20 protein-coding genes are annotated in these 26785 nt (G+C 49.2%); 2 read left to right on the forward strand and 18 right to left on the reverse strand.

Features of this window, described 5'->3' with window-relative positions:
• Position 1: 1 nt before the first annotated feature.
• The 18 genes from ACXPUX_RS13840 to ACXPUX_RS13925 form a co-directional block, all read right to left on the reverse strand.
• Positions 2-1834 carry a helicase-related protein gene (locus ACXPUX_RS13840; protein WP_458828755.1) on the reverse strand — a complete coding sequence of 611 codons (1833 nt, stop codon included), beginning with the start codon at positions 1832-1834 and terminating at the stop codon, positions 2-4.
• Complete coding sequence (locus tag ACXPUX_RS13845) at positions 1834-3633, reverse strand: SNF2-related protein (RefSeq protein ID WP_458828756.1); 1800 nt, start codon at positions 3631-3633, stop codon at positions 1834-1836. Before ACXPUX_RS13845 ends, ACXPUX_RS13840 begins: the two co-directional genes overlap by 1 nt.
• Before the next feature lie 2 nt (positions 3634-3635).
• On the reverse strand, positions 3636-3854 hold the full coding sequence (locus tag ACXPUX_RS13850; RefSeq protein WP_458828757.1) for a hypothetical protein: 219 nt from the start codon (positions 3852-3854) through the stop codon (positions 3636-3638).
• Between the two features lie 19 nt (positions 3855-3873).
• Positions 3874-6165 (reverse strand): BREX-1 system phosphatase PglZ type A, encoded by a 2292-nt coding sequence (pglZ, locus tag ACXPUX_RS13855; protein WP_458828758.1) that lies wholly within the window; start codon positions 6163-6165, stop codon positions 3874-3876.
• A gap of 86 nt (positions 6166-6251) precedes the next feature.
• Positions 6252-7172, reverse strand: coding sequence for a hypothetical protein (locus ACXPUX_RS13860; protein ID WP_458828759.1), 921 nt, complete (start codon positions 7170-7172; stop codon positions 6252-6254).
• A gap of 103 nt (positions 7173-7275) precedes the next feature.
• Complete coding sequence (locus ACXPUX_RS13865; protein ID WP_458828760.1) at positions 7276-8889, reverse strand: ATP-binding protein; 1614 nt, start codon at positions 8887-8889, stop codon at positions 7276-7278.
• Positions 8890-8906: 17 nt separating this feature from the next.
• A complete protein-coding gene (locus ACXPUX_RS13870) occupies positions 8907-10313 on the reverse strand; it encodes a hypothetical protein (protein ID WP_458828761.1) in 1407 nt (468 codons plus the stop codon).
• The gene (locus tag ACXPUX_RS13875) at positions 10294-11187 is read right to left on the reverse strand and encodes a hypothetical protein (RefSeq protein ID WP_458828762.1); all 894 of its coding nucleotides are present in this window, start codon (positions 11185-11187) and stop codon (positions 10294-10296) included. The genes ACXPUX_RS13870 and ACXPUX_RS13875 overlap by 20 nt, the downstream gene beginning before the upstream one ends.
• Positions 11188-11196: 9 nt before the next feature.
• Positions 11197-13863 carry a BREX-1 system adenine-specific DNA-methyltransferase PglX gene (gene pglX / locus ACXPUX_RS13880; RefSeq protein WP_458828763.1) on the reverse strand — a complete coding sequence of 889 codons (2667 nt, stop codon included), beginning with the start codon at positions 13861-13863 and terminating at the stop codon, positions 11197-11199.
• 25 nt (positions 13864-13888) lie between these two features.
• Entirely contained in the window at positions 13889-17503 is a 3615-nt protein-coding gene (gene brxC / locus ACXPUX_RS13885) for a BREX system P-loop protein BrxC (RefSeq protein WP_458828764.1), read from the reverse strand.
• A gap of 24 nt (positions 17504-17527) precedes the next feature.
• A complete protein-coding gene (locus ACXPUX_RS13890) occupies positions 17528-18097 on the reverse strand; it encodes a DUF1788 domain-containing protein (protein ID WP_227612041.1) in 570 nt (189 codons plus the stop codon).
• Positions 18094-18699: a DUF1819 family protein gene (locus ACXPUX_RS13895; protein ID WP_055192176.1), complete on the reverse strand. Its 606-nt coding sequence runs from the start codon at positions 18697-18699 to the stop codon at positions 18094-18096. The genes ACXPUX_RS13890 and ACXPUX_RS13895 overlap by 4 nt, the downstream gene beginning before the upstream one ends.
• 178 nt (positions 18700-18877) lie before the next feature.
• Complete coding sequence (locus ACXPUX_RS13900) at positions 18878-19087, reverse strand: hypothetical protein (protein ID WP_055192178.1); 210 nt, start codon at positions 19085-19087, stop codon at positions 18878-18880.
• 14 nt (positions 19088-19101) lie between these two features.
• Positions 19102-22335 carry a helicase-related protein gene (locus ACXPUX_RS13905; RefSeq protein WP_458828765.1) on the reverse strand — a complete coding sequence of 1078 codons (3234 nt, stop codon included), beginning with the start codon at positions 22333-22335 and terminating at the stop codon, positions 19102-19104.
• 15 nt (positions 22336-22350) lie between these two features.
• Positions 22351-23040 carry a hypothetical protein gene (locus ACXPUX_RS13910; RefSeq protein WP_055192182.1) on the reverse strand — a complete coding sequence of 230 codons (690 nt, stop codon included), beginning with the start codon at positions 23038-23040 and terminating at the stop codon, positions 22351-22353.
• A gap of 16 nt (positions 23041-23056) precedes the next feature.
• Positions 23057-23731 (reverse strand): exonuclease domain-containing protein, encoded by a 675-nt coding sequence (locus tag ACXPUX_RS13915; protein ID WP_458828766.1) that lies wholly within the window; start codon positions 23729-23731, stop codon positions 23057-23059.
• Between the two features lie 99 nt (positions 23732-23830).
• Complete coding sequence (locus ACXPUX_RS13920) at positions 23831-24127, reverse strand: hypothetical protein (protein ID WP_097800063.1); 297 nt, start codon at positions 24125-24127, stop codon at positions 23831-23833.
• A gap of 504 nt (positions 24128-24631) precedes the next feature.
• Positions 24632-24844: a hypothetical protein gene (locus ACXPUX_RS13925; RefSeq protein ID WP_458828767.1), complete on the reverse strand. Its 213-nt coding sequence runs from the start codon at positions 24842-24844 to the stop codon at positions 24632-24634.
• Positions 24845-24992: 148 nt separating this feature from the next.
• Here ACXPUX_RS13925 and ACXPUX_RS13930 point away from each other — a divergent pair, with 148 nt between their 5' ends.
• Positions 24993-25304 carry a helix-turn-helix domain-containing protein gene (locus tag ACXPUX_RS13930; RefSeq protein ID WP_055192229.1) on the forward strand — a complete coding sequence of 104 codons (312 nt, stop codon included), beginning with the start codon at positions 24993-24995 and terminating at the stop codon, positions 25302-25304.
• A gap of 108 nt (positions 25305-25412) precedes the next feature.
• The gene (locus ACXPUX_RS13935; protein WP_458828768.1) at positions 25413-26738 is read left to right on the forward strand and encodes a BTAD domain-containing putative transcriptional regulator; all 1326 of its coding nucleotides are present in this window, start codon (positions 25413-25415) and stop codon (positions 26736-26738) included.
• The last annotated feature ends 47 nt before the right edge of the window (positions 26739-26785 follow it).

Raw genomic sequence — 26785 nt, forward strand, 5'->3', positions numbered from 1 at the left:
CTTAGTTATAGTTGCAAACCGTTATAATGCCATTCACAATAACATTTTCCTCCACGGTTGCACGGTTTTGAATCTTTTCCAGCTCACTTAAAGTCGATGTTTTATCTTCCTCAAGGCTGCGAAGCTGGCTCTGATACATCCGCTTGATATTTGCATCCTCCACATTCTGAATACGGCTCAGCAAATCTTCTTTGCGATATTGATAACTTTTCAGAACAGCGGCGCGTCGGTAGTCACATTTTTCCTTTACGTCTGCGGTCAACTGTGCAAGAGCCTGTTGCTGCTGTTCACGCTTTCGCTGAGACAGCGCATCCCACTGGTTTTCCGCATAATCACCGAGAATTTCTTTGTAGTCTGCGGTTTCCAACAGGTCACAAAGATCCGATGCCGACAAATTGATTTCCGAGATCGGCACGATGCGGACTTCTTTCCGCATCCCGACGATCGTCCGTTCCACGAGCAGGAAGGGATAGTCTCCGGTTGGCACCGGGCAGTCTGCGGTATCTACCAGCAGATGAATGTAAACTTTTTGACGATTGTGCAGCTCGGCAGCTGCCATCCTTACCAACGGATGCACTGCCGTAAAGAAAATAGCATTCCGATCTCGTGCTGCTTCTTCCTGATTGAATGTTACCGCGATTCGCGTGTCAGACCCTTTCAGATAGTCCATCCACTGGTTGTACATAGCCGATTTTTTCATGTGGGAGCTGCGCAGTTTTGCTTTCAGCGCCGCACGGTTCTCGCCGCTCAGTGTCAGCACCTTGTGAGGTCCGTCACCCTGAATGTAGTTTTTTTCTCCCAAAACCCGATTGAGATACTCCACTACGAGTGCCTGAATATACCGTTCCCCGATCCACGGATTTTCTGCATCCATGACTTTCCGATCCATCACATAGCCGGAAATATCAATGCCAAACAGCTGTTTGCTCTCATCCTCCAGCTTCTTCATTTCGTTGGCTCTGGAGACCTCGTTGTCAGCAATTTTTTCGATTTTTTCTTCTTTTTCCTGCTGGGTCAGCTTAGAATCGAAGATTGCTTCATTGATTCGCTGGGTCATATCGCCGAGAATCCCGGCGCACTCACCAATCGAACTTTCGAATACGCCGATACGCTCCAAACAGCGGTGATAGATCTTTGCGTCAATTGTGTCTTCCGTCACCAGATTGCAGATGATAACGGTATCGCTCTTTTGTCCGCGACGGTCGATACGACCGATTCTCTGTTCGATTGCCATCGGATTCCATGGCAAGTCATAGTTGATCATAAAGTCACAGAACTGGTAGTCCAGACCTTCGCAACCAACTTCTGTGAACAGAAGCATCTCCAATGCCGCCGGATCTTCCGCAGGAAGCTCAAAACGCTGACGGAGTGCCAGACGCTCCTCATCTTTCACACTACCGTTCACCTGTGCCACGCGGTATCCTTTTCCGACAAGGGCCTTTTCCACATAATTCAATGTATGACGGAAAGAACTGAACAGGATAATCTTGTTATTCTTCTGGTGGCTCTTATTCTCCACAACTTCCAACAGCCTGTCCAGCTTTTCATCCGCCTGCGAGAGATTTTTCGACAATTCAATCACATGATTTGCCATTGCACGGAACTCTGTCTCCAACGAACCCATGTTCAACTTTTCAAGCTCATCAATAGTAACAGTTCCTTCTTCATCGCAGCAATCCGAAAGGATATCTCCCAGACGGCGCGTGACCATACCTTTCAGCAACGGCGCAAGACCAAAAATGCAGCTGGATGCCTGACGCATAAGCGTACTCATCATAAATTCCAGCGGCACATTATTGTGCAGGTAGCTGAGCGCATGGCTTTCAAAATCCATCAGTGCATCGTAAAGCTCCTTCTGCTCCGGGGTAAAATCAGCGAAACACTCTGCGGACGACGCACACAAAAATCATTCTGAATGTCCTGACGGCGGGTGCGGTTGATCATGCCGGAGAAGCTGTGCAGTCCTTCGACATCCTGAAGAAGGCCCACACGCGTTGTTCGATCAATCGGCTGCGCACTCTTGAGCTTTGCCATAACATTTTTATAGGTCGGGTTGTCCTCGATCACACTACGACCCCAGCCGGTTTGCGCAGCACAGGACAAATGCTCCGAAGCCTCTGAACGCCAGTTTTCTGCCTGATGCCGAATCAATCTTGCCGCCGCATTGATTTCTGCATTTGGCTCCTGCATTTCCTTGAATGTCTTTTTGTCCAGAATCACATCGGGGCGGAGGGCGTTCAACAAGGTATACAGATCCTCATCATCCGTCTGAACCGGTGTTGCGGTCAGCATAACGACTGCATCCGCATTGTCCGTAAAATAGCGCGCAACCTGATAGGCGCCTGTCGTTGAATGCCGGATGTGGTGTGCCTCATCAATGATTACAAGGTCAAAGTGAATCGGTTCTTCCAGATCAAGCAAACCCTTTTGCCGTCCCTTGCCATTAAGTAGTTCCCTCGTCATCAGAGAATATGGCAGGATCGTTTTTCGGAGAGCAACCGGCCACTCTCCGTCTTTATCGCATTCGTTGATTGCCTCCCGGAGCGAAGCACCATCCAGTTCTGTAAAGTTTTCATCAAACCGCTTCATTTCAGAGCGCCACTTATGTTCAGCAACCAGCGGCTTGGGGCAGATGATCAGTACAGACTCGAAATCATCGTTGCGTGCCTGCAATTCGCGGAGAATCAGGCCCGCTTCGATGGTTTTACCAACACCAACGCTATCTGCAACGAGGATACGTGGGCGTTCCGAGTGGATCATCTTCAAAGCCGGGCGGAACTGATAAGGCACAAAGTCTACACGCGCTGCATTCAGAGAGTACAGCTGGTCATTGGTGGGGCTGCAAAGCTGCTGAGCTGTGAGCAGAATTTTTAATTCGTCAATCGAGACATTGCAGCGCTCCGGCGAAGCATCTGCCAGAAGAAGCTGATCTGCATAATAGGTTCCGAACCCAGTATCCATGAACATAACTTCGTATTCTGTGGAGTCTCCACTACCACGGATATTTCCAATCATGCCCACTTGATCTGGATTACTCTTTCTTACAACCTTCGCACCGACGACAAACGGATTTTCCAGTACCTTAACAGGAGCAGACTGCACAGCAGGGCTGGCAGACTGTTCTTCAGCACAAGAAGACGGTTCCTGAATCCGAATAGGATTTCCATAGTTCGGCATTTCTACGGATGCCCGGAATTCTTTGGCCTCGTTTATTTCTGCACGGCTTCCACCAAACCGCTCCATAAAATCAATGTACCTTGACAAATCGGTCTTCGTCATAGTCAAAGTTACTTCTTCTGGAGTAGGATGCGCCCAGTCATTCCGTACTTCAAACATGGCACTGATACTATCCTTCATCCCATAATAATCCGCATAGTACTCAATATTACGGAACGAGTAAATGTTTTTTCTGGCCACAGTCAAAGCCGCCTGTAAATCCAGTCCTTGCAGCGTTGAAATCCCTTTTTCGTTTACCTTTCTCTGCTGAAGTTCTGACAGGCTGGGAAGGACGATCATATTCCACCAATCGCTTGGTTCAAGGCTCTTTAGGCGTGGCTCTAACCATTTGCGACACACATCCGCCGCATTCAGAAGATAAACATTCATTTTTGCCACAACTTCCGCAATATTCATTTTTATTCCTCCTTTTTGACCCCAGCAATATCAATTTTTACAGGTCGCTTTTCCATGACAGCACCTGTATCCTTGTCCGTCAGCAGGAAATAGTAGTCATTTTCACGAGAATACGGGAGCTTCTTCAAAGTCAGCGTAACCTCTGTGCGGCGTTCCTCATCGACGCAGCCTGCGGTCTTGTCTGCCCGGATTGTCCGCTTGGTGGACACCTGATTGTCCATCGCATTGACGACAAAAACCTCATACGATGCCGGGAAGGACCGTATCCGTCACAAGTTCTGTCTGAAGGAACTTCAACGTAATCTTTCCGTCCATCAGCGTTTCCGGGGTTGGCAGAAGCGAAACGGTGGCTTTCTGGGTCTCAACGTGCCCGGCCTGCGTGCGGACATCCAGCACCGGCACCAGCATCTCCTGCACAGAGGCACCACCATGCACATAGTTCTGCCCGCCGCCAGCACACTTGAAAATAGAGCTGCCCAGCGGGGTGTATGCCGTGCGGTCATCAGCCGTATCCAGCACATCCCCCAAGCGGTAGCCCACAGCTCCGACCACCGGCTGTGTGTCATCAGAAATTATAAAACGCTTGTTTTTGATCACCGCCTGTGGCAGATTGATGACCTTGTCGCTCTCCATGATCGGGTCGTGCTTATACAGGAATCCATGGTCTGCCGTTACGATAAAATGCCGGATGTTCGCATTGTCGGTCAGGCGGCGGATTTCCTTGTACAGTTCTTCCACAGCCTCCTCGCAGGCAGAAAACACTTCGTTTTCCGTGCGGGCCTCATCGCCGCGGGCATCGATCTGGTTGTGGTAAACATACACCAGCGTCTTGCCTGAGAAGTAGCTGCGCAACTCGTCGCGGCGCATATTCTGCATCTGGTCGAACTGGATGCAGCCGCTGTTTTTCTCTGCCGCTTGCAGGATGCTTTCCCGTGCAGCGGTACCTACCGTTTTCTTTCCGAGGATGGTCACAGTGCTGTCGGGCTGAAGCTCCAGACTGACATGAGGCAGCAGTGCCGCCATGCCGAGCTGGGTATAGGAGGGCACTGTGCTGACAGCCGGGGTCAGCTTTGCCGTGCATTTTGCATCCATCGCCAACTTTTCAAAAAGCTGCTGAGCCACTTCGTACCGCATGGCATCCGAAATAAACACCACCACGCGCTCCCGTGTGCCACTGACATTCTTGCTGTAAAAATGGGTCTGACGCTCTGTCTGGAAGGTGGTCAGATTATGGGACAGACTCTGGCACCAGCGCACAGCCAGCGGATCGAGGAAGCAACTGGTGTACACTTTTTCCACAAGAGCTTGCAGCTTTTCAATCTCCTGTGTACGGATGACTTTTCCATAGCTCAGGTAGAACTTCCGATAAGCCGTATCCACCTGCCATGCGCTGCCACTATACTGCGCCGCCAGTGCATCAACGCCGTCTGCCGGGACGAAATGCACTGCCTCCAGAACAGTGCAGGCATTGGCCAGCAGGCAATACAGCTCTTTCTGGGCATCCTTTGCGCCAAAGTAGATCTTGCTGCGCTCCTCGCAGATCTGCCGGATGCTGTACCCCTTCAGGGTTGCCGATGTGTTTTCTTCCATCAGGCGGTTCATGATCCAGCTGCTGATCTGTGTCTCTGCCGCATCGAATACCGTGCAGTCCAGCAATAAGTCGGGGTTCGTGTGCTGCAACTGTCCCAGAACCTGCATGGCGTTCAGTTCCTGCGCAGCCGTCGCCGAGAACCGCTCAAAATACGGCTGATCCGGCAGATAGTTCATCATGCTGTCAAGGAAGTTCAGTACCTCGCCCTCCTGCGGCAGGCTGCGATCCAGCCACTCATCCGGGGCATCCATGTCCATTGCGTGGGCAGCATAAGTGGCAAACAAGCAGGTCACCAAATCTTTCAGGTTCTTCCCGGCCGGATTGTAGCCAAAAAGCCGCTTGCAGATCAACCAGAAATCCGTTGCCAGCCCGAATTTTTCAAAAAGCTGCAAGGACTCGTTCCCGGCATCCAGCGCACCGCGCAGAACATGGCGTACCAGTTCCTCCGGCTTGGGCGGGCACTTGCACAACACCGCCATCATGGCCAGCGCAAAGGTTTCCTCTGTATAGGCAGGCGTACCCAGATCGTAGAACCGTTTCGTGCGGTCCTGCGCTGCAAAGAAGTTGATATGTTCCTGCACAAAGAGCCGGGTTCTTTCGTCCAGATCAAAGTCCTGTGCGATCATGGTTGCCTTGTCGGTGGAGTATTCCTGCGAGTAGCGCAGCATATCCGCAAGATGGTTTTCTTCCAGCGGGGGCTTTGCAAAGGGCGCATAAATCAGAAAGCTCTCGTCCGGGTGGTCGATCTCAAGCATCCACTTGGTGGCAAACTGGGTGCGGGGCTCCATGCGGTATACCGTCACACCGGGGAGGTTGAGCTGATTCACTTCGTTCTCAAAGCTGGCCGATTCATCGTACCAGAATACCAGTTTGCGCTGCTCGCCCGGAGTAAACATTCCCCGGAGACGGTCTTCGATCTGGCGCAGTGTCGTTTTAGCCATGAGTGTTCATCTTTCCTTTTACAACATCGTTATAAACACCAATACACCGGAGCGGTGATTTCGCACCCCGGTGTATCGATTCTACGTTATTTAATTGGTGCAAGCACGTTCAAATTCTTGCCATCAGCCGCAGTCTGTGCCTTGACATAGTTAACTTTCACACCATCGTCAAGGTCAAGCGCAATGCGCAGTGCCGCCAGATGGGCAATGTCTTTCTCATATTTCTCGCACTCTTCCTGCTGCAGCTTCAGTTTATCCAGCCGCTTCTGCGCAAGGGATACCGTACGGGCATCACTGCTGCTGGAGATCACATTGTTTTCCTGCACGATCTGCTGTGCGTAGGTGCGCAGCAGCGGGCTGAGGTAGTTGTTATAGACGCGGCCGGTGGTATCGGCATCCCAGCGGTGGAGGTAAACCAGTGCCTTGAAGCCGTTTTTCTTGCCGCTGTCGAACATCCAGTAGATGGGCCGCTTCTGGTAGATCTTGCAGTGATCCGCAAAAAAATCCTTCAAAAAGTAGTTGCGGATGATCTCGCGGCTGGTGTTGCCCTTGCTGCCCAGTGCCTTTGCAATGAACGCAAGGTTTTCTTCCAGCGTGTCGGCACCGTACACCACCCGGACAAACTCCACGATACGGTTCACAAGGTCGTTTTCGCCAAAGTATTCCTCATCGCACAGGGGCAGCACATTGTCCTTCACCGGCTGGAGGGTCACATATTTGCTGGCATCCCATTCGCCGCCGGCGTATACCAACCCTTCCGCATCCAGCGAGTACCGCCCAAACAGGCACCCCACCGCATAGGAGAGCAGACTCTTGATCTCACGGGTCAGGTCGGCGCGGCGTACGGTCACGTCTTTATCTTCCACTTCCGGGGTCAGCTCGTCCTGCAAGCCGTAAATATCAATAAAAATGCGGTTCAGTTCTTCTTCGTTGGCTTTGAGCTGCTGGAATCGCTGCTCACATTCTTCCTGCCATGCGGCAAATTTATCGCTAATCAGTCTTCCCATTTTTTTCTTCCTCCGACTGTCCGGTTGTAAACACCTTTGAACCGGTCATAAGTTGGTACAAAGTTAGTACAAAGTTGGTTCAAAGATTTTGAATTTCACCAAGTCATTTGCTTGCATACCATCTAGTCGCACTTGTCGTTCCTTCGGAGAAAACTCTCCCTTCTGCTCGTAATTCTCTCATCAGGACACGAATTTGATTACGATCCAGTCCCGGCAAAACTTGCTGCAGTTCTTTGAAAGGGGTTCCAACTGCATTATTTTCGCGTATATGCTTCAGGAGCAGTTCCTTGTTCGTATCACGATCCAAGCCAACATGCCTTGTGTGCACGCCAGTCTTACCGGTGGCGGCATAAAGGCTCCTTGCGAGAACATACTTTTTCCGACCGATGTGCTCAACAATTCCCATTTCTGTCAGACGCCCCAGCCGGGACAGCATTTTTTCATTGAGAGAACGCTCATGGTACAGTGCATCAATCGCCAAGAAATCTTCTGTTGACAACATTGGCTCTGTAAATTTTTCACTGATTCTGTGAATAACCGAAAGCATTGCTTTGTCAAGGATCAACCCATTTAGCGTAACGCTGACAAAAAAGTCATCTGTACCTGTGAAATCGGGCAGTGGCTTTGCCTCCTGCACACTCAACTCAAACATCAGGTTCATGCCCTGTCCAGAGCGCTCCACCATGCCGCACAAAGAAAGAATCTCCGCAATCCGGCGATTGCGCGGCAGCTGGCGATCCAGTATATTGTCGAGCGTGATGCCAAAAGGCAGTCCACCGGGGCTTTCAACCACCAGTCTATCACGGTACTGGCGCACAAAGATGCTGCCGCCAAACTGATAATTTCGATGGCTTACTGCATTCAGGATGGCTTCTCGCACGACACGCTCATTAAATGTGGAGATGTCGAACACAAAGAAGCCCTCTTGATAATGCTGTTTATCATTCCGCAGGTTGACCAGCTCCCAAATACGATCGTAGCAGGTAAAGAAGCCGGACTTGAATTCTTCTCGTTGGTTTGCGGGGCCGGAGGCCTCGGAAGAACGGTATTCAAAGATGATCTCCGCCTGTGGCAAAAATCTGACGAGTGCCTCGCTTTTTCCAAACAGGATCAATGCGGCATACGTCACCCCTGCATCGGTCATTGCACCACAGTCAATGAGAATCTGTTCCTTTGAGCGAGTCGCAAGTTTCTTGTTTCCGCTTTTTTCGATCCACTTGGCACGGAAGGCTTCAATGGCAGTTTCATCCAAGTCTTTGATGGTTGCTCCATCGCAGATTTTGCCGGAAAAGTCCGTGCCGATCTCCTCATAGATCTTACGGCGCTTTTCCTCCGGCATCTCTTTCAGGGTATCGCCATCATAGATCCACGCAACGCCTTCATAGAGGATCGGCAGACCAATAGGGCGGCTCTTCACATCAAAAACGAGAACTCGTTTTTCCTCATAGGTGAACAACTGAAAATCCACATTGATTTTCAGCTTATCGATCAACCCCATACGGGTGCGCTCTGGCTGTTCAAAGGCACGGCTTCCCACCACACTGCGAGGTCTTTTATCGGAGATACCAAACACCAGCTTGCCACCGCCATCATTCGCCAGAGCGCAGCAGCACCTTGCCGCCTCACCAAAGTCAAACCGATTCTTGGCTTCTTTGAACTGGACGTGTTCGCCTTCCTTGGCTTCCAGAAGTTCTTCAACACTATCTAAATATGGCATGGCGGTTCTCCTTTGTTTTATTTTGCAGTATCTGCTGAGATATTCATGATATAAAGCAGGAACAGCGCAACGGGCAATACGCCATTTCTCAATGCAATTCGACTGACTTCTCTAAATTGCCAGCGCTGTTCATCTTCATCTTTGGGGTTGCCTTTCTTATCTTGCTCCTGCATTTCTTGCTCTACCAATGCACATAACTCTTTTGCACGAAATTCAGGGATAGAATTAACCTCTTTTATTATGTCGGCTCTTGATATCGGGTCCATCGACATCTCACCTAAAAATTTAAAAATTTCATCAGCCTTTGGTGCAGTTGGAATAATATAATGACAACTGTACTTCTTGGGAGCGGCTTTCAAGCCTTTCCAAAGATCCGGTGCACTCCTATATTCCACTTTCTGATGGAGCGGAAGTTTCTGTTTCTTTTCCGATTCCGAATAAAAGTAAAACACCACTTTGTCAACAGTGCTCTGGTCGATCAGTTTGAAAATATGTCCATCATTGTTAGGCGACATACCAATGATATGTATCTCACCATCAAGTTTTCTGAACTCGTCAAAATGATATGTTGGTGCAATTTCAAGTTCCGGGTGTTCACGATGTGTCTGAACCAAACCTGCTGCCGGAGTCGGGAATACACTTGCGGGCACTCCACTATCCGACAGTCTCTTGACGCTTTCTTTTCCTCTTTCAAATCCATCCGCTACTTGGAGCTTATTTTCGCCTCTATAGTCAAAAAGTGCATTACAGTAGCAATGTTCAAACCCCGGAACTACTACCGTCTGGTGCGCTTCTGTCCTTTGATATCCCAAAATTGTATTCGGGTTTTCGCTATTTGCAGGCGTACTATAATCACCATGGAGATGGAATACTGGGTTTTTGATAAGGCTTTCAACATTATTATCGTAATTCAACGTGAAAATCTCATCGTATTGTTCAAGCCATCTTTTTACAGGTTTTCCCATGGACAGGTATAGCTTTTGAATGTCACCATCATTATATATAGCATCCAACATCATCTGTTCAAAGCTGTACTTTACCGGTCTCCAGATATTTTTCAGGTCATCATTTTTCAAAAAGAAAATGTGAAGAATAAACAGCCAGTCTTCCAGACCAACATCATAGTAGTGTTCAACCTTTTTACTATATCTCCTCTTAAAGTCCTCCAGAAGAGGAATTTCTTCAGTCGTCACTACAGAGTCGCATTCTCCTCTTGAAATAGCATTTGCCAACCCAGCCAAATTCAAAAAGACCTCTTCAATTTGCTCTCCGCTTATTTTTCTGTTGAAAAGCAGGTCGTACTTACCAGCCCTAGCGTTAAAAATGATTCGTTTGATAATAAATTGGTTTGAATATGCTTTTCCACCGAAATTGATATTGATTCCATTTCCAATCAAGAGAGATTTACGCTTTTCTTTTTTCATTTTCCTCTGTCCGTTCTTTAACCGGCTCAAGCAAGCACTTGAAAATAAGCCTATTTCCCGCACTATCCTTTTTGACAAAGCTCGCATTTCTGTCCGTAAGCATTTTATACGTAACCGGAATTCCCGGTTTATGCTGGTCTTTGTTAAAAAGCAAACACCGAAGTTCCTTTTGATAAGCCAAGTCCTTTCTTTTATGGAACAGCTCGCTGTACTTTTCATCCGGAACCATACAAAATTCTTTTGTCAAATCAATGTCATATTGCACAACGCCTCGCACCATGGGTTGTTTTATTCCATCCATAAGGGCATCATAGAAATGCCCTACACTGAAGTAACATCCTGCAGCATTCTCATACGTCTGTAAAAACTTCTTGAACATTTCTTCACTGATTTTGCACTCATAGTTTCCGTACCACTGATTATCCTTGAGATAAGGTTTTCCCAATTTCTTCAAATCAGTTTCGGCAACGCCATACATGCAGAAAGCACAAACATACCGACTTGATTTTCTCCGCAGAAAGCAATAACTGTTGTCATTTTCATCTTCAAAGGACTCAAAATCATCCCCAAACATTTCCATAAAGTGATATATGAGAATGGAGTTCTTTTTCACTCTGGCAAATACGCCTTCGTACATATCGCCCTGCTCATTGTTTCCCGTTTTTACAGCTTCTTCAATGTAGCCATTGATTGCGCCGAACCAAGCGGTCGCACCAAACTCAGAATGGATTTTAATTGCTTTTCTAATACTTTCAGTCGCAACATAGCGGCAATTATTATCTTCAAGAAGTTCTGTTCCCGCAATAAATCTCACAGCCCACTTCGGCTCTGCAACCTTTAAGGCAAGGACATATTTATATGTTTCCCTCTCCATTAGCTTACCTCACACCAGCGGGTGCTTTTTAAAGTCCCAAGAGATTTCAAAAGAATCCCAATCCATTTGAGATTCTTGCATATTGCTGGCAACTATATTTTCAATTTTTTCACTTTCACCGGGAAGTAGTGGCACGCTTTTTACATCACCGACCTGCAAGTTCATCGTCGGACTAACTACAGACAAAAAGTAAACTCCAACCTTTGAATTAAAAAATGCTGCTGTTATCTCGACTTTGGCGTTCTGTATTGCTGGGGCTCCAGAATCGAACAGAAAATTCTGAGAGTAGATTCTGAAAGGATTGCCCTTTGTACTTATTTTTGACCAACTTGCAAATTTTTGGAAATACATTGTTTTTCCCTGTAAACCGGAATTGGCTGCACTCTTTATTTCGCTTCCATCATCTTTCCAATTAATAACCCAATCTCTATTTCCGTACCACTTTCTAAATTCCCCCCCCTTATGATGTGGATACCATTTTTTGTCATTCTCATTTCTTGCAAAAGAAAAATCAATTGCTCTCACTTCATACCAAAGGCGCAAAAATCTGTTATTATCTCCTGTTTTTACACCTTCAGATACTGTCGAAAAATCGCCAAACTTTTTTCCTTTATCATAAGCATTGAAAAACTGTTTTGGCACCCAATACGCCACCGGGCTTCCCGGAATCTTTGCAAAATCCTCCTGCTTTGCCGTTTTCCAGCGTTCATTCTTTGTCGGGAATACCAAAGGCACTCCATTATCATCGCATTCGTAATAAACCGTATACTCATACTGCGCTGAATAATCTGCAATATGTCCCTTTTTCATTACAACAGCAGCGGTGCCAAAATTGATTCCAAGACTAGTGCCACCCTTTCCAAGGTACGGCATATGAACCATATTAACGATGGTTTTCAAATCATTGATTTTATCTCGCAGTTTTTCAAAGCTGGAAAGGAACATCCAGCTTTCCATTGTAATTAGTGATGTGAAGCCATCCCCCCTAGCAAGTGCGTCGCTGCGCTCCATCATCACAGAAAACAGGTCACTTTTGCTATCAGGGTAGTTCTTTTTTATAAACTCCACCAGTCGGGCATTCATACCCGAACCACCCATATACGGCGGATTCGTCACCACGGCATCATACTTCTGGGACAGCATAACAGCCTGCTCAATGAGCTGTGCAACGGCATCCTTTGCGGCATCATACCACATGACCATGTTGATGTCGCCCGCCGTAGCGGCTGCGCTGGTCTCCCATGCTTCTTTCAAGCCCTCATAGTCCAGTGGCTTGATCTGAAGGATGGAGCCGTACTCCTTGGCATCCACAAAGGCATCCAGCAGATAGTTGAGGGTATCCCGGTACTGCTGCGAATTGAGGAAATTGCCCATTTCGTGCTTATAGGCACCGCCCAGCCAGTTGGACTCCTGAATGTCGTACACTCTGGGCTGGGGGATATTGCTGCGGCTGAAGAAATTGCTGTCATACTCCCGTGCCTTCATCATCACGGAGAAGTAAGCGATCTGTGCCGCACGCTTGTCGATGTCCAGACCAAAGAGGTTGTTTTCCAGAATGGAGCGCACAGCCTCCCGCTTGGAGTAGCCGTTGTCCAGATAGATCTGCATCAGCACATCAAACAGGTAGCACAGGATATGACCGCTGCCCATGCAGGGGTCAATCACCTTCAGCTGCTCCGGCTCCATCTTGGCATACTGGGCGCGGATGTCCTTCAGCTGCTGCTCCACCTGCGGCTCCTGCGGGGCTTCGTCCAGATAATACTTCCACCCGGACTTATCAAAGCCGGGATGGCCCTCGTACCACAGGCGGCCAAGACTGTTCTCTACCATGTAGCGCACGATCCAGTCCGGGGTAAACAGCTGGGTCGCCGCCGGGATGTTCTGCTTGCTGATCTTGATGTTCTTTTTCAGGTTGGCAAACACTTTGTCCTTGGGCTCGGTGTTGTAATACTGGTACATCCAGCCGATGATCTGCACCTGACCCATGGGCTTGCCTTCTTCATCGGTGGCATGGATATCGAACCAGCGCTCATCCACCTCGTTGACCAGGCGGTAAACCACACCGTTGGGGTCGCTGAAGCTGAGCACCACCAGCAGCTCCGAATAGCTGCCGTGGCCCTCCAGATTTTCAAACAGCCGGGGCAGAATGCGGCTCAGATCGTTGCACTGCTTGAAGAACACAAAACGGAACAGATCATCTTCCTTGTTGGCATCCTGCAGGTCGAAGATGTACTGCTTTTCAGCATCGGTAAACTCCAGATCACCAGAAAAGGGCGACTTGACCAGATCGGGCAGCTTCTGGCCTGCAATCTCGCTGGAAAGTACCCGCACCGGGATATAGCGGTTGACCTCCATAAAGTGGATGGCAATCAGGCGGTTGAACCATGTAAAGGCGATCTCCTCAATAAACTGCTCCAGCTTCTGCTTGGGGTTGTCCTCGGTGTAAAAACCGCGCACATGCGCAACAAGGTTCTTATACTGGTTTACATAGTGCTCGCCCTTGATAGTCTGGGTGTTGCCGTTGCCAAGGTCAAAAACCAGTTCTTTCTCCGTGCTGGTCTGCGGCTCCACAATGCCTTTTTCAGTGATGCCGTAGCGCTCCAGCTGGAACGTCACATCCGCGATCAACTTGCGGCGTGCTTCCACCGCAAATTTTTTGATGGGTGCCTTTTCCATAGTGTTCCTCTTTTCGTTGTTCGTCTTACCAGATATCCACGTTCAGGGTATCGCCATGATCCAGCTTCTGCTTCAAGGCATGGCGCAGTTTTTCAATGTATGCGTCCAGTTCCGTTGCGTTGTCGATCTGCCACGAACCATCCGTCACATCCTGAATGCTCACGGTCACACGGCGGCGCACCGGGGCAGCAGGCGCAGCCTTTGCAGGAACACCGCCCGATACCTTTGCCGCCGGGGTCTGCACCACAGGCTGGTGTGCAGCCTCGTACTGGTCGATAGTGTTGATCCAGTTGATTTTTGTCCGATTCGCATCCAGTTTTGCCAATTCGAGATCGCCCAGATTATTGGTGCTGCAAATCTTTTCCAGCGCATCGTCCCGCTCTGCGATTACAGAGGACCAGTAGTGCTCCTTGCAGCGAAGCGTATTCAGATGCTGAAGAACACGTCCATAGCAGTCCGCCACATAGTCTTTTACCGGCTCGGATTTACGATCCAACAGCTCACGGTATTTTTCCTGAAATGTCGTATGCAAAACCGCCAGATTCCGAATCTTGTCATACGGCTCTGCCATGCTCAGAATCTTACGCATTCCTTCCGCAGCGTTCTTTACTTCACCGTCATCAATGCGGCTTTGATTGCGCATGTAGAGTTCCACAGCATCGTGTGCCTCACGGAACACCTTGATCTGCCCGGCATTGAAGAAGTCCCGCAGGGATTCGTAGGTTTCCTTGAAGTCCTGATAATCCTCCTGTGCATTTTCCAGTGCTGTGTAGAAGGATTCCGTCGTGGTGGGGTCGATCAGCGAGGTCATCAGGGCAATGCCCACATTCACAGTTCTTTTACCGGGGAGATACGGTTCCTCCCGGTAGGTAGCCTGCTGTCTGCGCAGCTCTTCCCTCAGATCAGTACACTCTTTTTTCAAATCCGCCATCAGCTGTTCGTCATCGTCCGAGGAAACGCCCTTTTCAAACAGGTCGCGCATCATATCACGGACAAGACGCTTCTGCTTATCAGTGGCGTGCTTGCGAATGTCGCATAGCAAACGCTCCTGCGACTCCACTCTGGTGAACAGACGCTGGAACTCCTGCGCGTTCCGGCTGGAAAGGCTGAGCTGCTCATGGTTCATGGTCAGCGTCAGGATGCCATCTGCAAACAAGCGTGCAACCAGCCACTCCACATCCACCGGCAGGAAACCATACGGTTCCTTTGTAAAGATGCCCAGCAGCGTTTTCAGCGAGGTCGTCACCGTTCTCGATAGAGAATTGCGCTCAATACGGGTACGGACATCGTCCAAGGCGCGGCTGTTTCCGGTACCGTCACCGCCAAGCCGCATCTGCCCGGCATCTGCAAACAGTTTGCCGATATCCTGCTCCGAAACCGATTTGTCAATGTCCGTCAGGTGGTTGAACAGGCGTTCCACCTGCTGCTTCAGGGCATCATTCAAGCGTGTCTCAAAGTCGCGGGAGCCACCGGACAGCTTGGAGCCGTACACATAAATATCCGCTTCCGACAGTGCCTGCTTCAGGAACACCTTGACATTCTGGCGGCGTTCTTCCACTTCTTCCTGCTTTGCCTCGCAGATAGCACGATACTTCGTGATGCGACCTGCGGTGCCGCTGCGCAGATAGTTCTGAATTTGCAGCATCATGCGCAGCTCGTTGTTCAGGCGGGTATCGTCATGCAGCTGCACAAAAATGGTGTGGTCGCCGCTTTCGCCGGAGGACAGCATCTTCAGGCGGGCTTCATCTGCATCATCGCCACGGGAGGTGATGATTTTGACTGTAATGCTGTTGTCCGGGCGAGAAAGGGCATCATAGCCATCAATTTTCCGATTGAAACCGAAGGAATAGCGGCCATTCAGATACGGATAACGGTACTTGTCCGCGCGGTAGTTTTCATCAAAGATCAGCGTTGCAAGCTCGCGGTTCATTTCGGAATCTTCCGGCCGACGGCTCGCAATTTCTCTGTTGACCTCCTGTTCCTCATTGGTCAGGAAGACATAGTTGTCACCTAGATTCTGTACCAACTGCTCCTGAACCAGCTTTTTCAGAGCCGTTTCCAACCGGTTTTCCAGCTGATAGCGGTCCTCGTTCATCCGGGATGCCATCAGGGTAGCAATGTTTTGTACCGTAGGCTTATCAAACTCCCGCACATTCTTGATCATGAACAGGACCTTGAGCACCTCGACCTCAAAGCAGGTTTCTGCATGGTCTGGGTTCAGCGAATTGTTACGCTGTGCGTTGGTAATAGCAATGGCAGTTTCGTGGTTCACCAATGCAGACAAGCCCTGATAGAATGCGTTGAACGGAACGAGGATGCCTTCTTCCTGATCCTGAAGGCTCTTGGCGGTGCTGAGATACATACTCAGCATGGAGCGTTCGCCATAGGAGCTGTTTTTGCCGGGACTGCTGAACAGACGGACAGCATCCAGCACCTTACCCAGCAGATTGAACTGATAGGGAACAAAGGGGTACACCTCTGCAAAATCGGCCGCATTCTCGTACAGTTTCATTTCAGGCATATCGCCAGAGAACTTGAGCAACGTATCAAGGGCATCTGACTTTCTGGGATAAAACGTTTCCAGTTCAGCCTGCGCTTCTGCATTCTTTTTCAGGATACGCTTCTTGACAACTTCCGCCACATCGCTGGACGACAGAGACAACCGGGTATCAAAGCGGCCCTGAATCTTGGAGAAGTCTACGTTATTGACGACCTGAATTTTATCAATGGCTTCCTGTGCGGTGACCAGAATCCACGCTTTGCCATGGCACTGAACTGCCAGATCATGCTCCAGCGTCTGAAGATCCAGCATCATATTGGAGTCATCGCCGATATACTGACCAACCTCATCCACGCAGAAAACCACATGATGATCGTTGCCCTTACTTTCAATATGTTTACGGACGAGCTTGGCAAAATCTTCTGTGCTGATGCTGTATTCTTCGCCCACACGGTCACACCAGCTGCGGGCAGACTCCTCACTCATCACGCCCTGCTCAACCAGTGCCTGCACAAACGAATCCTGTGCAAGGTCGATGCCAGCCACAGCATCATCCCAGCTGCTGCCTTCCAGTTCTTCGACACGGCCACGGAAATTTTGCAGCTTTCCCTCAGAATCCAACTTCCTCTCCAGATCTGCCATGCGGGGATACTGGTAGGAATAACCCAGCTTTTCGTTGAATGCCCGCAGAAAGACCATGGTGATCACATCGCGTGCAGCGGCACTACTGGTGCGGCTCTTGGAGGCAATATCGAACAGGATCACGTCCGTGCTGACACTTTCTGCTGCGCGGATGTCTGCCAGAACCTTCGGGTCCGTAATCTTATCGTCCTCGATAAAATATTCCAATGCAGGCTTGCCTGCAACTTCTTTGTCGCTGATCAGGTAAGACAGCATCTTCAGGAAGTGAGATTTACCACTTCCAAAGAAGCCGGAAATCCAGACACCGATACGATCAGTATCTGCGCCAATGCCTCGGTGGTAATTTGAAAAGAATGCGGCAAAATGTTTCTGAAGCTCCTGTGTCACAACATATTCCTGAAGTTCCAACTTAACAGTTGCATCATCAACCTGACCGGGCTTGACCACCGGTTTGATTTCGCGGTTGATCGATTTTGCAAACATCTGACCAATATTCATGTCAGTTCCTCCTACACATCCATATCAGATAGGCTTCGCACGGTAATTATTGCCATCCTTCACATCGCCGAACAAATACAGGTAGCCATCTTCGTATCGTCCCGGAAACATCATCAGAACGATTCCCTGTGCAAGCCGGTCATGCAAGTCATTCAGAATTTTATGGGAACGCAAAAGTGGGTAGCATTTTCCGACACCGGTCAACAGGATAACAGCATTGTCCTGTGGGATGCGCTTCACAATGTAGTCCAGCATAAGGTCCATCGGTCGTCCGATCTGCAAAACACTGTTCGCCGCATTCACCACGCGTGTCATGCTGCCGGTCCGCATCTCTAGGTCTTCGTATTTTTGCAGGGGATGCTTTTCAATCAGCAGTTCCGCCATGATTTTATAAAGATCAAATTCTACGACCGGGCGATGTGCCTGCTGCAAAAGTTTGATTTCATCCTTTGTCCACTGCCGGACACGCATCTCATCCTTTGGGTCATAGCTGAACACATAGTACCCCGCTTCACCGCCAAGTCCTGCGTTTGGCTCTCTGGAAATGTCATGCAAAAATTCATCGAGTTTGCTCAGTTTTTGATCTGTGTTCATTCATCTGCTCCTGCGATTGCCATCAGATAGGCGTTCATGTCATGTGCCTTCAGGTACTGCTTTAATGCAGAGCTGGGCAGAGGCGGCACCATCTTGTCGCCAGCAAGAAGTCCTGCATCGTTCAGCAATTTACGGTAGGTCTGTGTCAGCTTGCGAATGGTCGTGTCTTTCCACTGAGCAATTTCCTCAGACTCGTTCTGCATCAAGCGAAAGAACGCAAGCACATCGCTCGACTCCAAAGATTCAGCTCCAACAATCAGCTTATCACGGTATACTCTGTACATGAAGGTGAAGAAAAGTTTGTCGTCTGCCATAATAGACAGCAGAACCATCATTCTCTGCACCATAACAGATTGCTGTCCGAAAAGTTCCTGCCAATCCTGATCAAACTGTGTCACCCGACGCGAAACACAATTAAGAATTTCCTTTACACGGTACTCCTTGGCTGCGGAAAACAGGTGCTTCTCAAAAGCACTGCTCCTGATTTCGTCTGCCGATGAACCGTTCAAAAGTTCATTAACATAGGCTTTATACTCATAGAACCAGAAGGGCTTTGATACCAATCCGGCAGTATACTGATCCTGTCTCTTTTTGCTGCTCATAAAACACCATCACTTATATAATGTACAATTATATTTAAGTCTATCGTTTATACGAAGCTTTGTCAATTCATAAAGTAGCTAAATTATCCTCAATTGATAGACATTCTGCACAAAACAAATCTCGCAAAACTCAGCAAATCGTTTCAGATGTTCCGAAGTTCGTGGAGCAGCGAAGTTCTCAGTTATCCTCCCAAAACTCTTCTGCATCTTCCACGCTATCAAACTCATCTGCGTGTTTTTCTGCAAATTCCTCAGCGGAAGAACATTCCTGAACATCGTCAAACAGTACTTCCCGATTTGCCTTTGAGTCCCCAGCAGCTCCCGTACCAACGGGATTGAAAAAGCTCATGTAGCCGATAAAATCAAACAGACCTTTATTGAATTTCATTTAAACGACCTCCTTCAATTTTCTTCGTTCAGTCCCAGCACCTGTGCCACAACCTCGTCATGCCCAAGGAAGTAGTCCTCGATCAGGTCCCAGCGCTGTTTGGTGGTCAGATCGCTGGTCAGGAAAGCAGTCATCATTTCTTCTGCATCCGCATGACGGCGGTGGATCTCGGCCAATTGCTGGTTCTTGTAGCGGCGGTCCTCCGACAGGCTGCGGATCTTCTGCGGGTCATTGACACGGACGAAGATTTCCAGATTCTGTCCGCCGCGCACTTCGTAACTAGCCAGACCGAAAATCTCCAGCACGGCCAGCAGACGCATTACCGGGTTCTGCTTGCCGCCGATGGTCGCAGGCAGATAACCGAGGTACTCATTTTCTTCCCGGTTCGGGGCGCAGTTGACCAGGCGCTCATCCATCCAGTTGGCGCAGGAGAAATAGTTGCCGTTCATTACACGGTAGCTCATGCCAATCTTATTGCTGCCCTGCTGACGTGCCTGAATGAACTTCATCCGGTCGCTATCCCGTTTCGTAGGGTCGATTTTCACGTCCATCACAAACAGCTCCAGCAATGCTTTAGCAAAGTCACGGCCCAGAACTTCGCCTCCCAGTGCCTCCTGTGCATCGCGGCAGAATTCTTCCACCGTGAACATGTGGCTGGCCTTGCGGTAGCCGTCAAACACACGAGCGACGGCCTCCATGTACTGACGCAGCTTTGCACGGGTCGTCTCAAAATCCTGTGCATAGCGGATAGTAGTCTTGACACGGACGGAGATACGGTTGGTTCCGTCCTGTGCGAACAGCTCCCCATTGAAGAATTTGACCTTGAACATCCCGAAGGTCATATCGGAGAAATACTTTTCCCAGAGATCGCCCATGCGGATCTCGTAGATGCTGCCGCTGTTGCGGGTGATGACATCTGATGCACGCGGCGTATAGCTGCGGCTCACCGTGATGGTATCATCGTACAGGTTCTTGACGAAATCGCCGTACTTTTCCAGAAACTCCTGCTCGATCTCCGTCGGCACGTTGGCATAGCAGGTCGTGAACATCGCTTTCGGGCGTACCACCAGCACCGGGAATCCGTAAGCATTTTCCAGATCCTTTGCCAGCAGGAGCAGGCCGGTCTTGACGCGGTTCTCCACATCATCGGAATCAAACAGATAGCCGAACGCATCCGGGGAAACCAGCAGATTGCGGTGCTTTTTCTGGCTGTACATCCAGTAGAGCTTGTGTAGGATCTCCCGCAGCTGATACTGGCGCAGCTCGCCCATGCCATGCAGACGCTTGAGCTGAGAAAGATCACCCGACAGATATTCTTCGGACGCTACACCAGTCATATTTTTATCGCGGGCGCAGCGTCCGATCTCCTGCACATAATCGGCCAGATTGCCTGTCGGCGCATAGTGGTAAACCTGTGCAATATCCGGCACATCCACGCCCATGCCGAAGGCTTTGGTGCTGATCATCGCAACGGCCTGCCCGGTGCGGAAAGCCTCCTGTGCAGCGTTCTTCTCCACACGGTTCAGACGGCCATAGTAACGGCGAACTTTATTCTTCACCAGCGGGGACACGGCATTGTAGATTTCCTCCACTGTAGAGGTAAATGGGCAGTAGACCAGCGTTTTGCGGCCTTCGGTCACAAACTTTTCGATCTGCTTTGCAACATGATCGACCTTAAATTCGTCCCGGCTCCCTTCAACGGTCTTTTCCAGCGGATGAATATCAAATTTGATGTTGTCACGGCGTACACGACCCAGATACAGGATTGGGTTGTTCAGCTTCAGGGTGTCGATGGTATCCTGCACCACGTCATCCTGCCCGCCATACACAGCAGTAGCGGTCAGGCAGAGGACCGGGAAGTGTAGACCATTGCGGCGCTGACGCTCCAGATAATCGCCGAGGAACCAGTAATCCGCACGGAAGTCCTTGCCCCAGCTGGTGACGGTATGGGCTTCGTCCACAACGAACAAACCAAGGCGGCGATTCCCAAGCAGGGTCTCCAGCGAAGTGGTCAGCAGCATTTCGGGTGCAAGGTACAGGATGGACTTTTCGCCGTTATGGATGGCGTTCAGGCGCTCCTCACGCTCCTCGTGGGAAACATTGGAGTTCAGGAAGGTGGCGCAATGCACGCCGCGGGCTTCCAGCTGGGTGACCTGATCCTGCATCAAAGCAATCAGCGGCGAGACCACGATAGTGACAGCCTTGTGTACCTGCGCCAGATAGATACCGGATACCTGATAGAACACCGATTTGCCTGCGCCGGTGGGAGCGGTCAGGAACACATTGGTGTAGTCCTGATAGTCTCCCATGGCAAGCTCGCACTGCCTAACGATGGTGCTGATGATCTCGCCCTGACTGATCTGCTTTGTCTCCGTCCCAGCGGCAGGGTCTTTGTAGAAGTCCAGCATCCGGAAATCTGCATTCACGCCCCAATACTGCTTGAGGATGGCACGGTAGCGGTTGATGGTTTCCGGCTCGATTTTCTCCTGCTTCTCTGCACAGTTCAGGGCAAATGTCGTACCACACTGAGAAGCAAGGAAGGAGAGCACATCGTAAGTATTGTTTGCCGCATTCTGTACCCGCTCCACCGACACGACCACGCTGCCTTCCAGCCGACCGCTCAGGATGTCATCGGCCAGCACCATCGGGGAAACATCATGGGCAACCGTTGCCTCCGCATCCGTGAAAGCGATCTGCTGCTTCTGATAGAAGGGCAGGCAGCGGATGTTTTCGCTCTTGTGCTTGTTGAACAGTGCCAGATAGTAATGCTCATCCAGAATGCGGACGCCGGCATAGTAACGGCTGAGAACCTCTGCCTCCGGCGCAAGACCGTTCTTTTCGCTTTCGTAAGCCTCGGCCAGTGCATCTGCGTCGGCCGCCGGGATGCAGCTGGGCACATACGCTGGGAAAGCGTTGTTGTCGATGACGATGAACTCCGCATCAAACATGGATTCCGGTTCCTGCACGGTCTGGAGGATCGCCAGCATCTCCTCATAGATGCCGACCGTCACACCATCCTGCATCATGAGGCTCTGCACCAGCTTGCGCTTTGCCGCATCGATCTTCGCAATGCTCACGGTGCCGTCCGCATTCAGCACCTTGTCGGCGGGCAGGATGGCATCCTCGCGCTGCGCCAGCCAGCGGACATTGGCAGGGACAAAGCCCCGGAAAAACAGTGCAACGTTCTTGCCGGTATAACGGGCAATGAGTTCTTCGGCGTGCTGCTCAAAATACTTCTGTGCGTTCATAACAATTCCTCCTACTTAAACTTCCTCGCTGTTCTCATCGTCAGCGGCTTCATCGGCTCCTGCGTTGCACCACATATCCCCGTAGCTTACGATTTCAAAACCATCGGCGGTTTTATAGATGTCGCCCACCTTGGTATCATCTCCTTCAGGCAAGAGTTCCACGCTCTTGTAGTAAGACCCCTTATCGGGTAGCTCCTGTGCCACTTCAAGCAGTGTGCGCCACATTTCCTCATAGACAGTACGGAACATTTTGGAAATCATTTCTATGTCCATAATGCTATATTTTTTTCCATCAGTCTCTGCGCTGCGGCAGGCAGTCCAGTCAATGCTTGCCTTGACACACGCCCAATCCGAATGGGTGTTCTCGGTAAAGTAGCCGCTTTTCTCCCGCAGCTTCTGGAGAATCAGCTTTTTATTCTCAGCTCCGAACTGAAGATAGCCGCTATCAAAAAATACGGTTCGAGCATACTTTTTCCGAGTTGCTTCACAGCCGTCCTCATTCTGTAGAATGTATTGATATGGATGCCCCTCACAGCTGTTTCCAGTCGGGTATCCTTTGATATTGAATAGGTAGACAGCATCTGCAATGTGGGTGTCGCACTCAAAAATTTCACCCACCCGGCCATCACGATATTGCCAGCTGTCCTCCTTATACATGATTCTGATTTTTCTGAACTTCTTTTCCCACAGGTGTTTCATTTTCATCTTACGGATTCCTTTCTCAGACCGCCGCACACGGCTCCGGCTGGAGCAGAGCGGCCAGTTTCATCATCATATCCAACGGAAGTCCTCCCTGAATCTTCGGGGCTTCCTGATAGCAGGCATCCTGCGCATTGGCAAGATCGACTGCAAAATCCTCGGAGTAAGCAGTCTCCATCAGACGGGCACTGTTGTAGGCATCCCAGGAAGCATCGTGCAGGCTGCCCTCTGGCTCCAGCCCTACCCGGTGCATGGCGTTGCTGAGGGAGAGGATGTTTTTCTCTCCCAGCATCTGCCGGAAGTCCTCCTGAAAATCGTGCCACTGCACCATCTCGTCCAGAAAAACGCTGTCGATGCCCTTAAAGCCGCATTCCTTGCGCAGCTGGCACAGGTCGCTGGTGCTCCATGCGTAGATCTCGCAGCCGTCCGAACCGCACCATGCTTCCAGCGCATCCAGTGCTTCGGGCAGAGAGACTGCATCACTCACGGCACCGTTGCTGATGCCGGTGAGTTTGTAGATCTTGCGCTCGATCACACCGTTGTACTGGGGCCGCACGAAAATGCGGAAGCGGTCCAGCGGGTAAAACGCATCGTCCATCCGCACTGCGCCGATCTCGATCACCTCGTTCTTGAGTTTCTTTCTGCGTACCAGCCGCGTATCCGTGGTGTTCATTTCCAGATCAATGAAGATGCTCATTTGCAGTACCCCTTTTCGCTTCCCACAGTTTTCGATTGATTTTCTGACATGATTCTACGCTTTTATCTGTCCGATAAAACGTTCTTCTATGGACTGGTCTCAGCTTTCCTCTGCAATTTCCTGCATCTGGGCAAACAGGTCATAGTACTTCGACCCTTTTGCCGTCTCCAGATCCTCGTACTCCTCCAGGACCTGCATCTGCTGGTAATACTCCGTCGGTTTCGACTCGTCCATCATCGCACTGCGGTCCGTCACGATGAAGCCGGCAAAGTCCGCATCGCTGTAACACAGCCAGCGGGTAGGCTGACCATCTTCTGCAACTTCAAACTCCACTTCGGTCACATAAGTGCAGCACGCCAGAAAATCCTTCTTCTTTTTGGATAACACCTGAATCATAGCATTCTCTCCGTTCTCTTTCGTCCTCCGCAGATGATCGGCTCTGCTGAGGAACGATTGCATTGATGTCAAAGGAAACAAAAAAAGACCTGCAAGACTTTTTGTCTTACAGGCCCAAGTTTGTACACCAATGAATCCACTTGTCCTGAAGACAACTGGATTCTACCACAAAAGGGTATACTTCGTCAATATACAATTTTCCATTATTAACTATTGAAATAATAACACATTTAATTACGCTTGTCAAGCCTTCTTTTTCAAAATTTTCGGTTAATAGCAATTTTCGCATCTCGTCGCACCATCGTTATTTATTAAAAAGCCACTTAATATCCCCACTATAAAGGAGATCTCATTCCGTCATTTTATACAAAATTCAATCTACTTGCGCTCCACATAATTGTACGAACAGCCATTTTTTCTGTCCGCCGCACCGGCGCCGCGCAAAAAGCTACAGCTGTGCGTCATTTTGCGTTTTTTGGATATAATCTTAGAAAACTAAATTCTTCAGTCATCCGTTACCTGGTGAACTTCATGCAGGATTGTTTTCAGTTCTTTATATAACTGTTCGGCTCGCTCAGGCAACGAGCCATCAGTGAGTCTCAAAGAATCAACTTCTCTTTCTGCGTATCCTTGCCAATATGGACTAAGCAATCCTTTCTTTGCGTCCTCGATACAATCTTCAATTTCAGTGTAGCTTATTTCATTATAGTCGATCATTTCCCCCAGCCCTTCCAAAGCATCCAATCGGCTTGATAAATATTCTATCACGCATGGTTGATTATTTCAATTAAAAATTGTAGATTTAACCGCTCATTTTTGACTATTCGTTAGGCTACAATAGAGTAAAGAAGGATGGTGGTTGCTCATGTACGAAGAACAGTTTTCCAAGCGGCTCGCTGAACTGCGCACGAAAAAGGGAGTATCTGCGAGAGACATGAGTCTTTCCATTGGGCAAAATCCCGGATATATTCGTGCAATCGAATGTGGAACTACCTTTCCTACCATGTCGAACTTCTTTTATATATGTGAGTACCTCAACGTAACTCCACAGGAATTTTTCAATTTCAGTGAGGAACCTTCCAATGGAATGAATGCTCTTACCGATCAACTCCAGCAATTCGATTCCGAGCAGATAAATGCACTTGCTGCATTTATCAAAACCATCGTAAAAAAGTAATTTCATTCAGCTCTTGCGGTTGCATGATAAAATACAGCACAGCATTTGACTTCACCGTATAGAGCGGATGAAGCTAAAATGCTGTGCTTTTTTGTTGGAGGCATTATCATGTTGCAGTCTACATCGGAATCCGAAGAACGCAATTTTGATGATATTCAGCGTGCGCTTGACATTGAACACACTGTGAAGGCTTTGGAAGCTCAACTATGCTATGACCAACATTCGCCAGAAGAAGTTGCCCGACAGATTCTAAAGGCAGCGTGCAAATTCTACGATGCCGATTGGTGTGGTCTTATCCAAGTAGATTTGGACTTGAAAATCTGGACACCGTTCTGGTGGTATAATGATAGTTCTGAAGATAAAACAACCATCTTGACGGAGGAGTTTGAATCTGCTGAATTTCTTGACCGATGGGTACAGGCCGTGCGCCATGGGAAACCGATGATCGTTCCTGATGCAGAAGAAGTAAAAAACACCTATCCTGCGGAGTATAATCTCTATCAGCGTCTGGGAATCCAATCTGTCCTTGGTGCTTCTCTGGAGCCGCGCCCTGTCGCTCTACTTGCGGTACGCAATCCCAAGCGGTACATTTCCGAAACGAGTATTCTGCGGCTGTTGGCGTATGTTCTTCTCGTTGCTTACAAAGACAAAAAGATGAATGACGGTCTGAACATGGCTTTCGCTCCAGAAAACATCGAGAGCAGCCATGATGTTTTTGTCAGTCTCTTTGGCGAACTGAAGATTTACACCTCCCACGGCATCCTGCGAGAAGCCGATCTGAAATCCCCAAAAATCAGCCGCTTGCTAACCTATCTTTTGATTTCAGGTAAGAAAGCGCACTCATCGCTGGAAATTGCGCAAGCTCTTTGGCCTGATGATTCAACGAATCCTGCTAAGAATATGAGAAATCTGATTTATCGCCTCCGGCAAACATTTGGTCTTATTTCAGAAAAAGAACTTATTGTATCTACAGCTTCCGGTTATCAATTTAACCCCGATCTTCATATCATGACAGACTATCAGCAATTTGACGATCTTATCCAGTTGGCCTCGAAAGCATCTTCCGTTATCAACCGGGTAGAACTGTTAAAAAATGCAATCGACCTCTATTGTGGAAAAATTCTTTCTTCTGCTGACGGGGAGCATTGGCTTATTCAGTTTGCGGCAAAGTATCATATTGCTTATGTTGGTGCCGTTAATGAACTCCTGAAGCAACTGAATGCGCTGCATTCTTATGATTTGCTGAATCAGTATGCTACAAGGTCTCTGGCAATCGTCCCTGAAAACTCCAGAGGATACTACTGGCTGATTCACTCCCTTAAAGTTCAAGGAATGGATGAATTGGCCTCAAACGAGTATCAATTAGCAAAGCAGCACCTCACCACCGAAGAATATAAAGAATTGCGTACTTCATTAGGTGATAGCTGCGAATAATTCTCATAAGACCTTCATGAGATGTTCAAGAGACTTTCATGTGACAT

It is taken from the genome of Faecalibacterium sp. PGM34 (genome assembly GCF_054456555.1).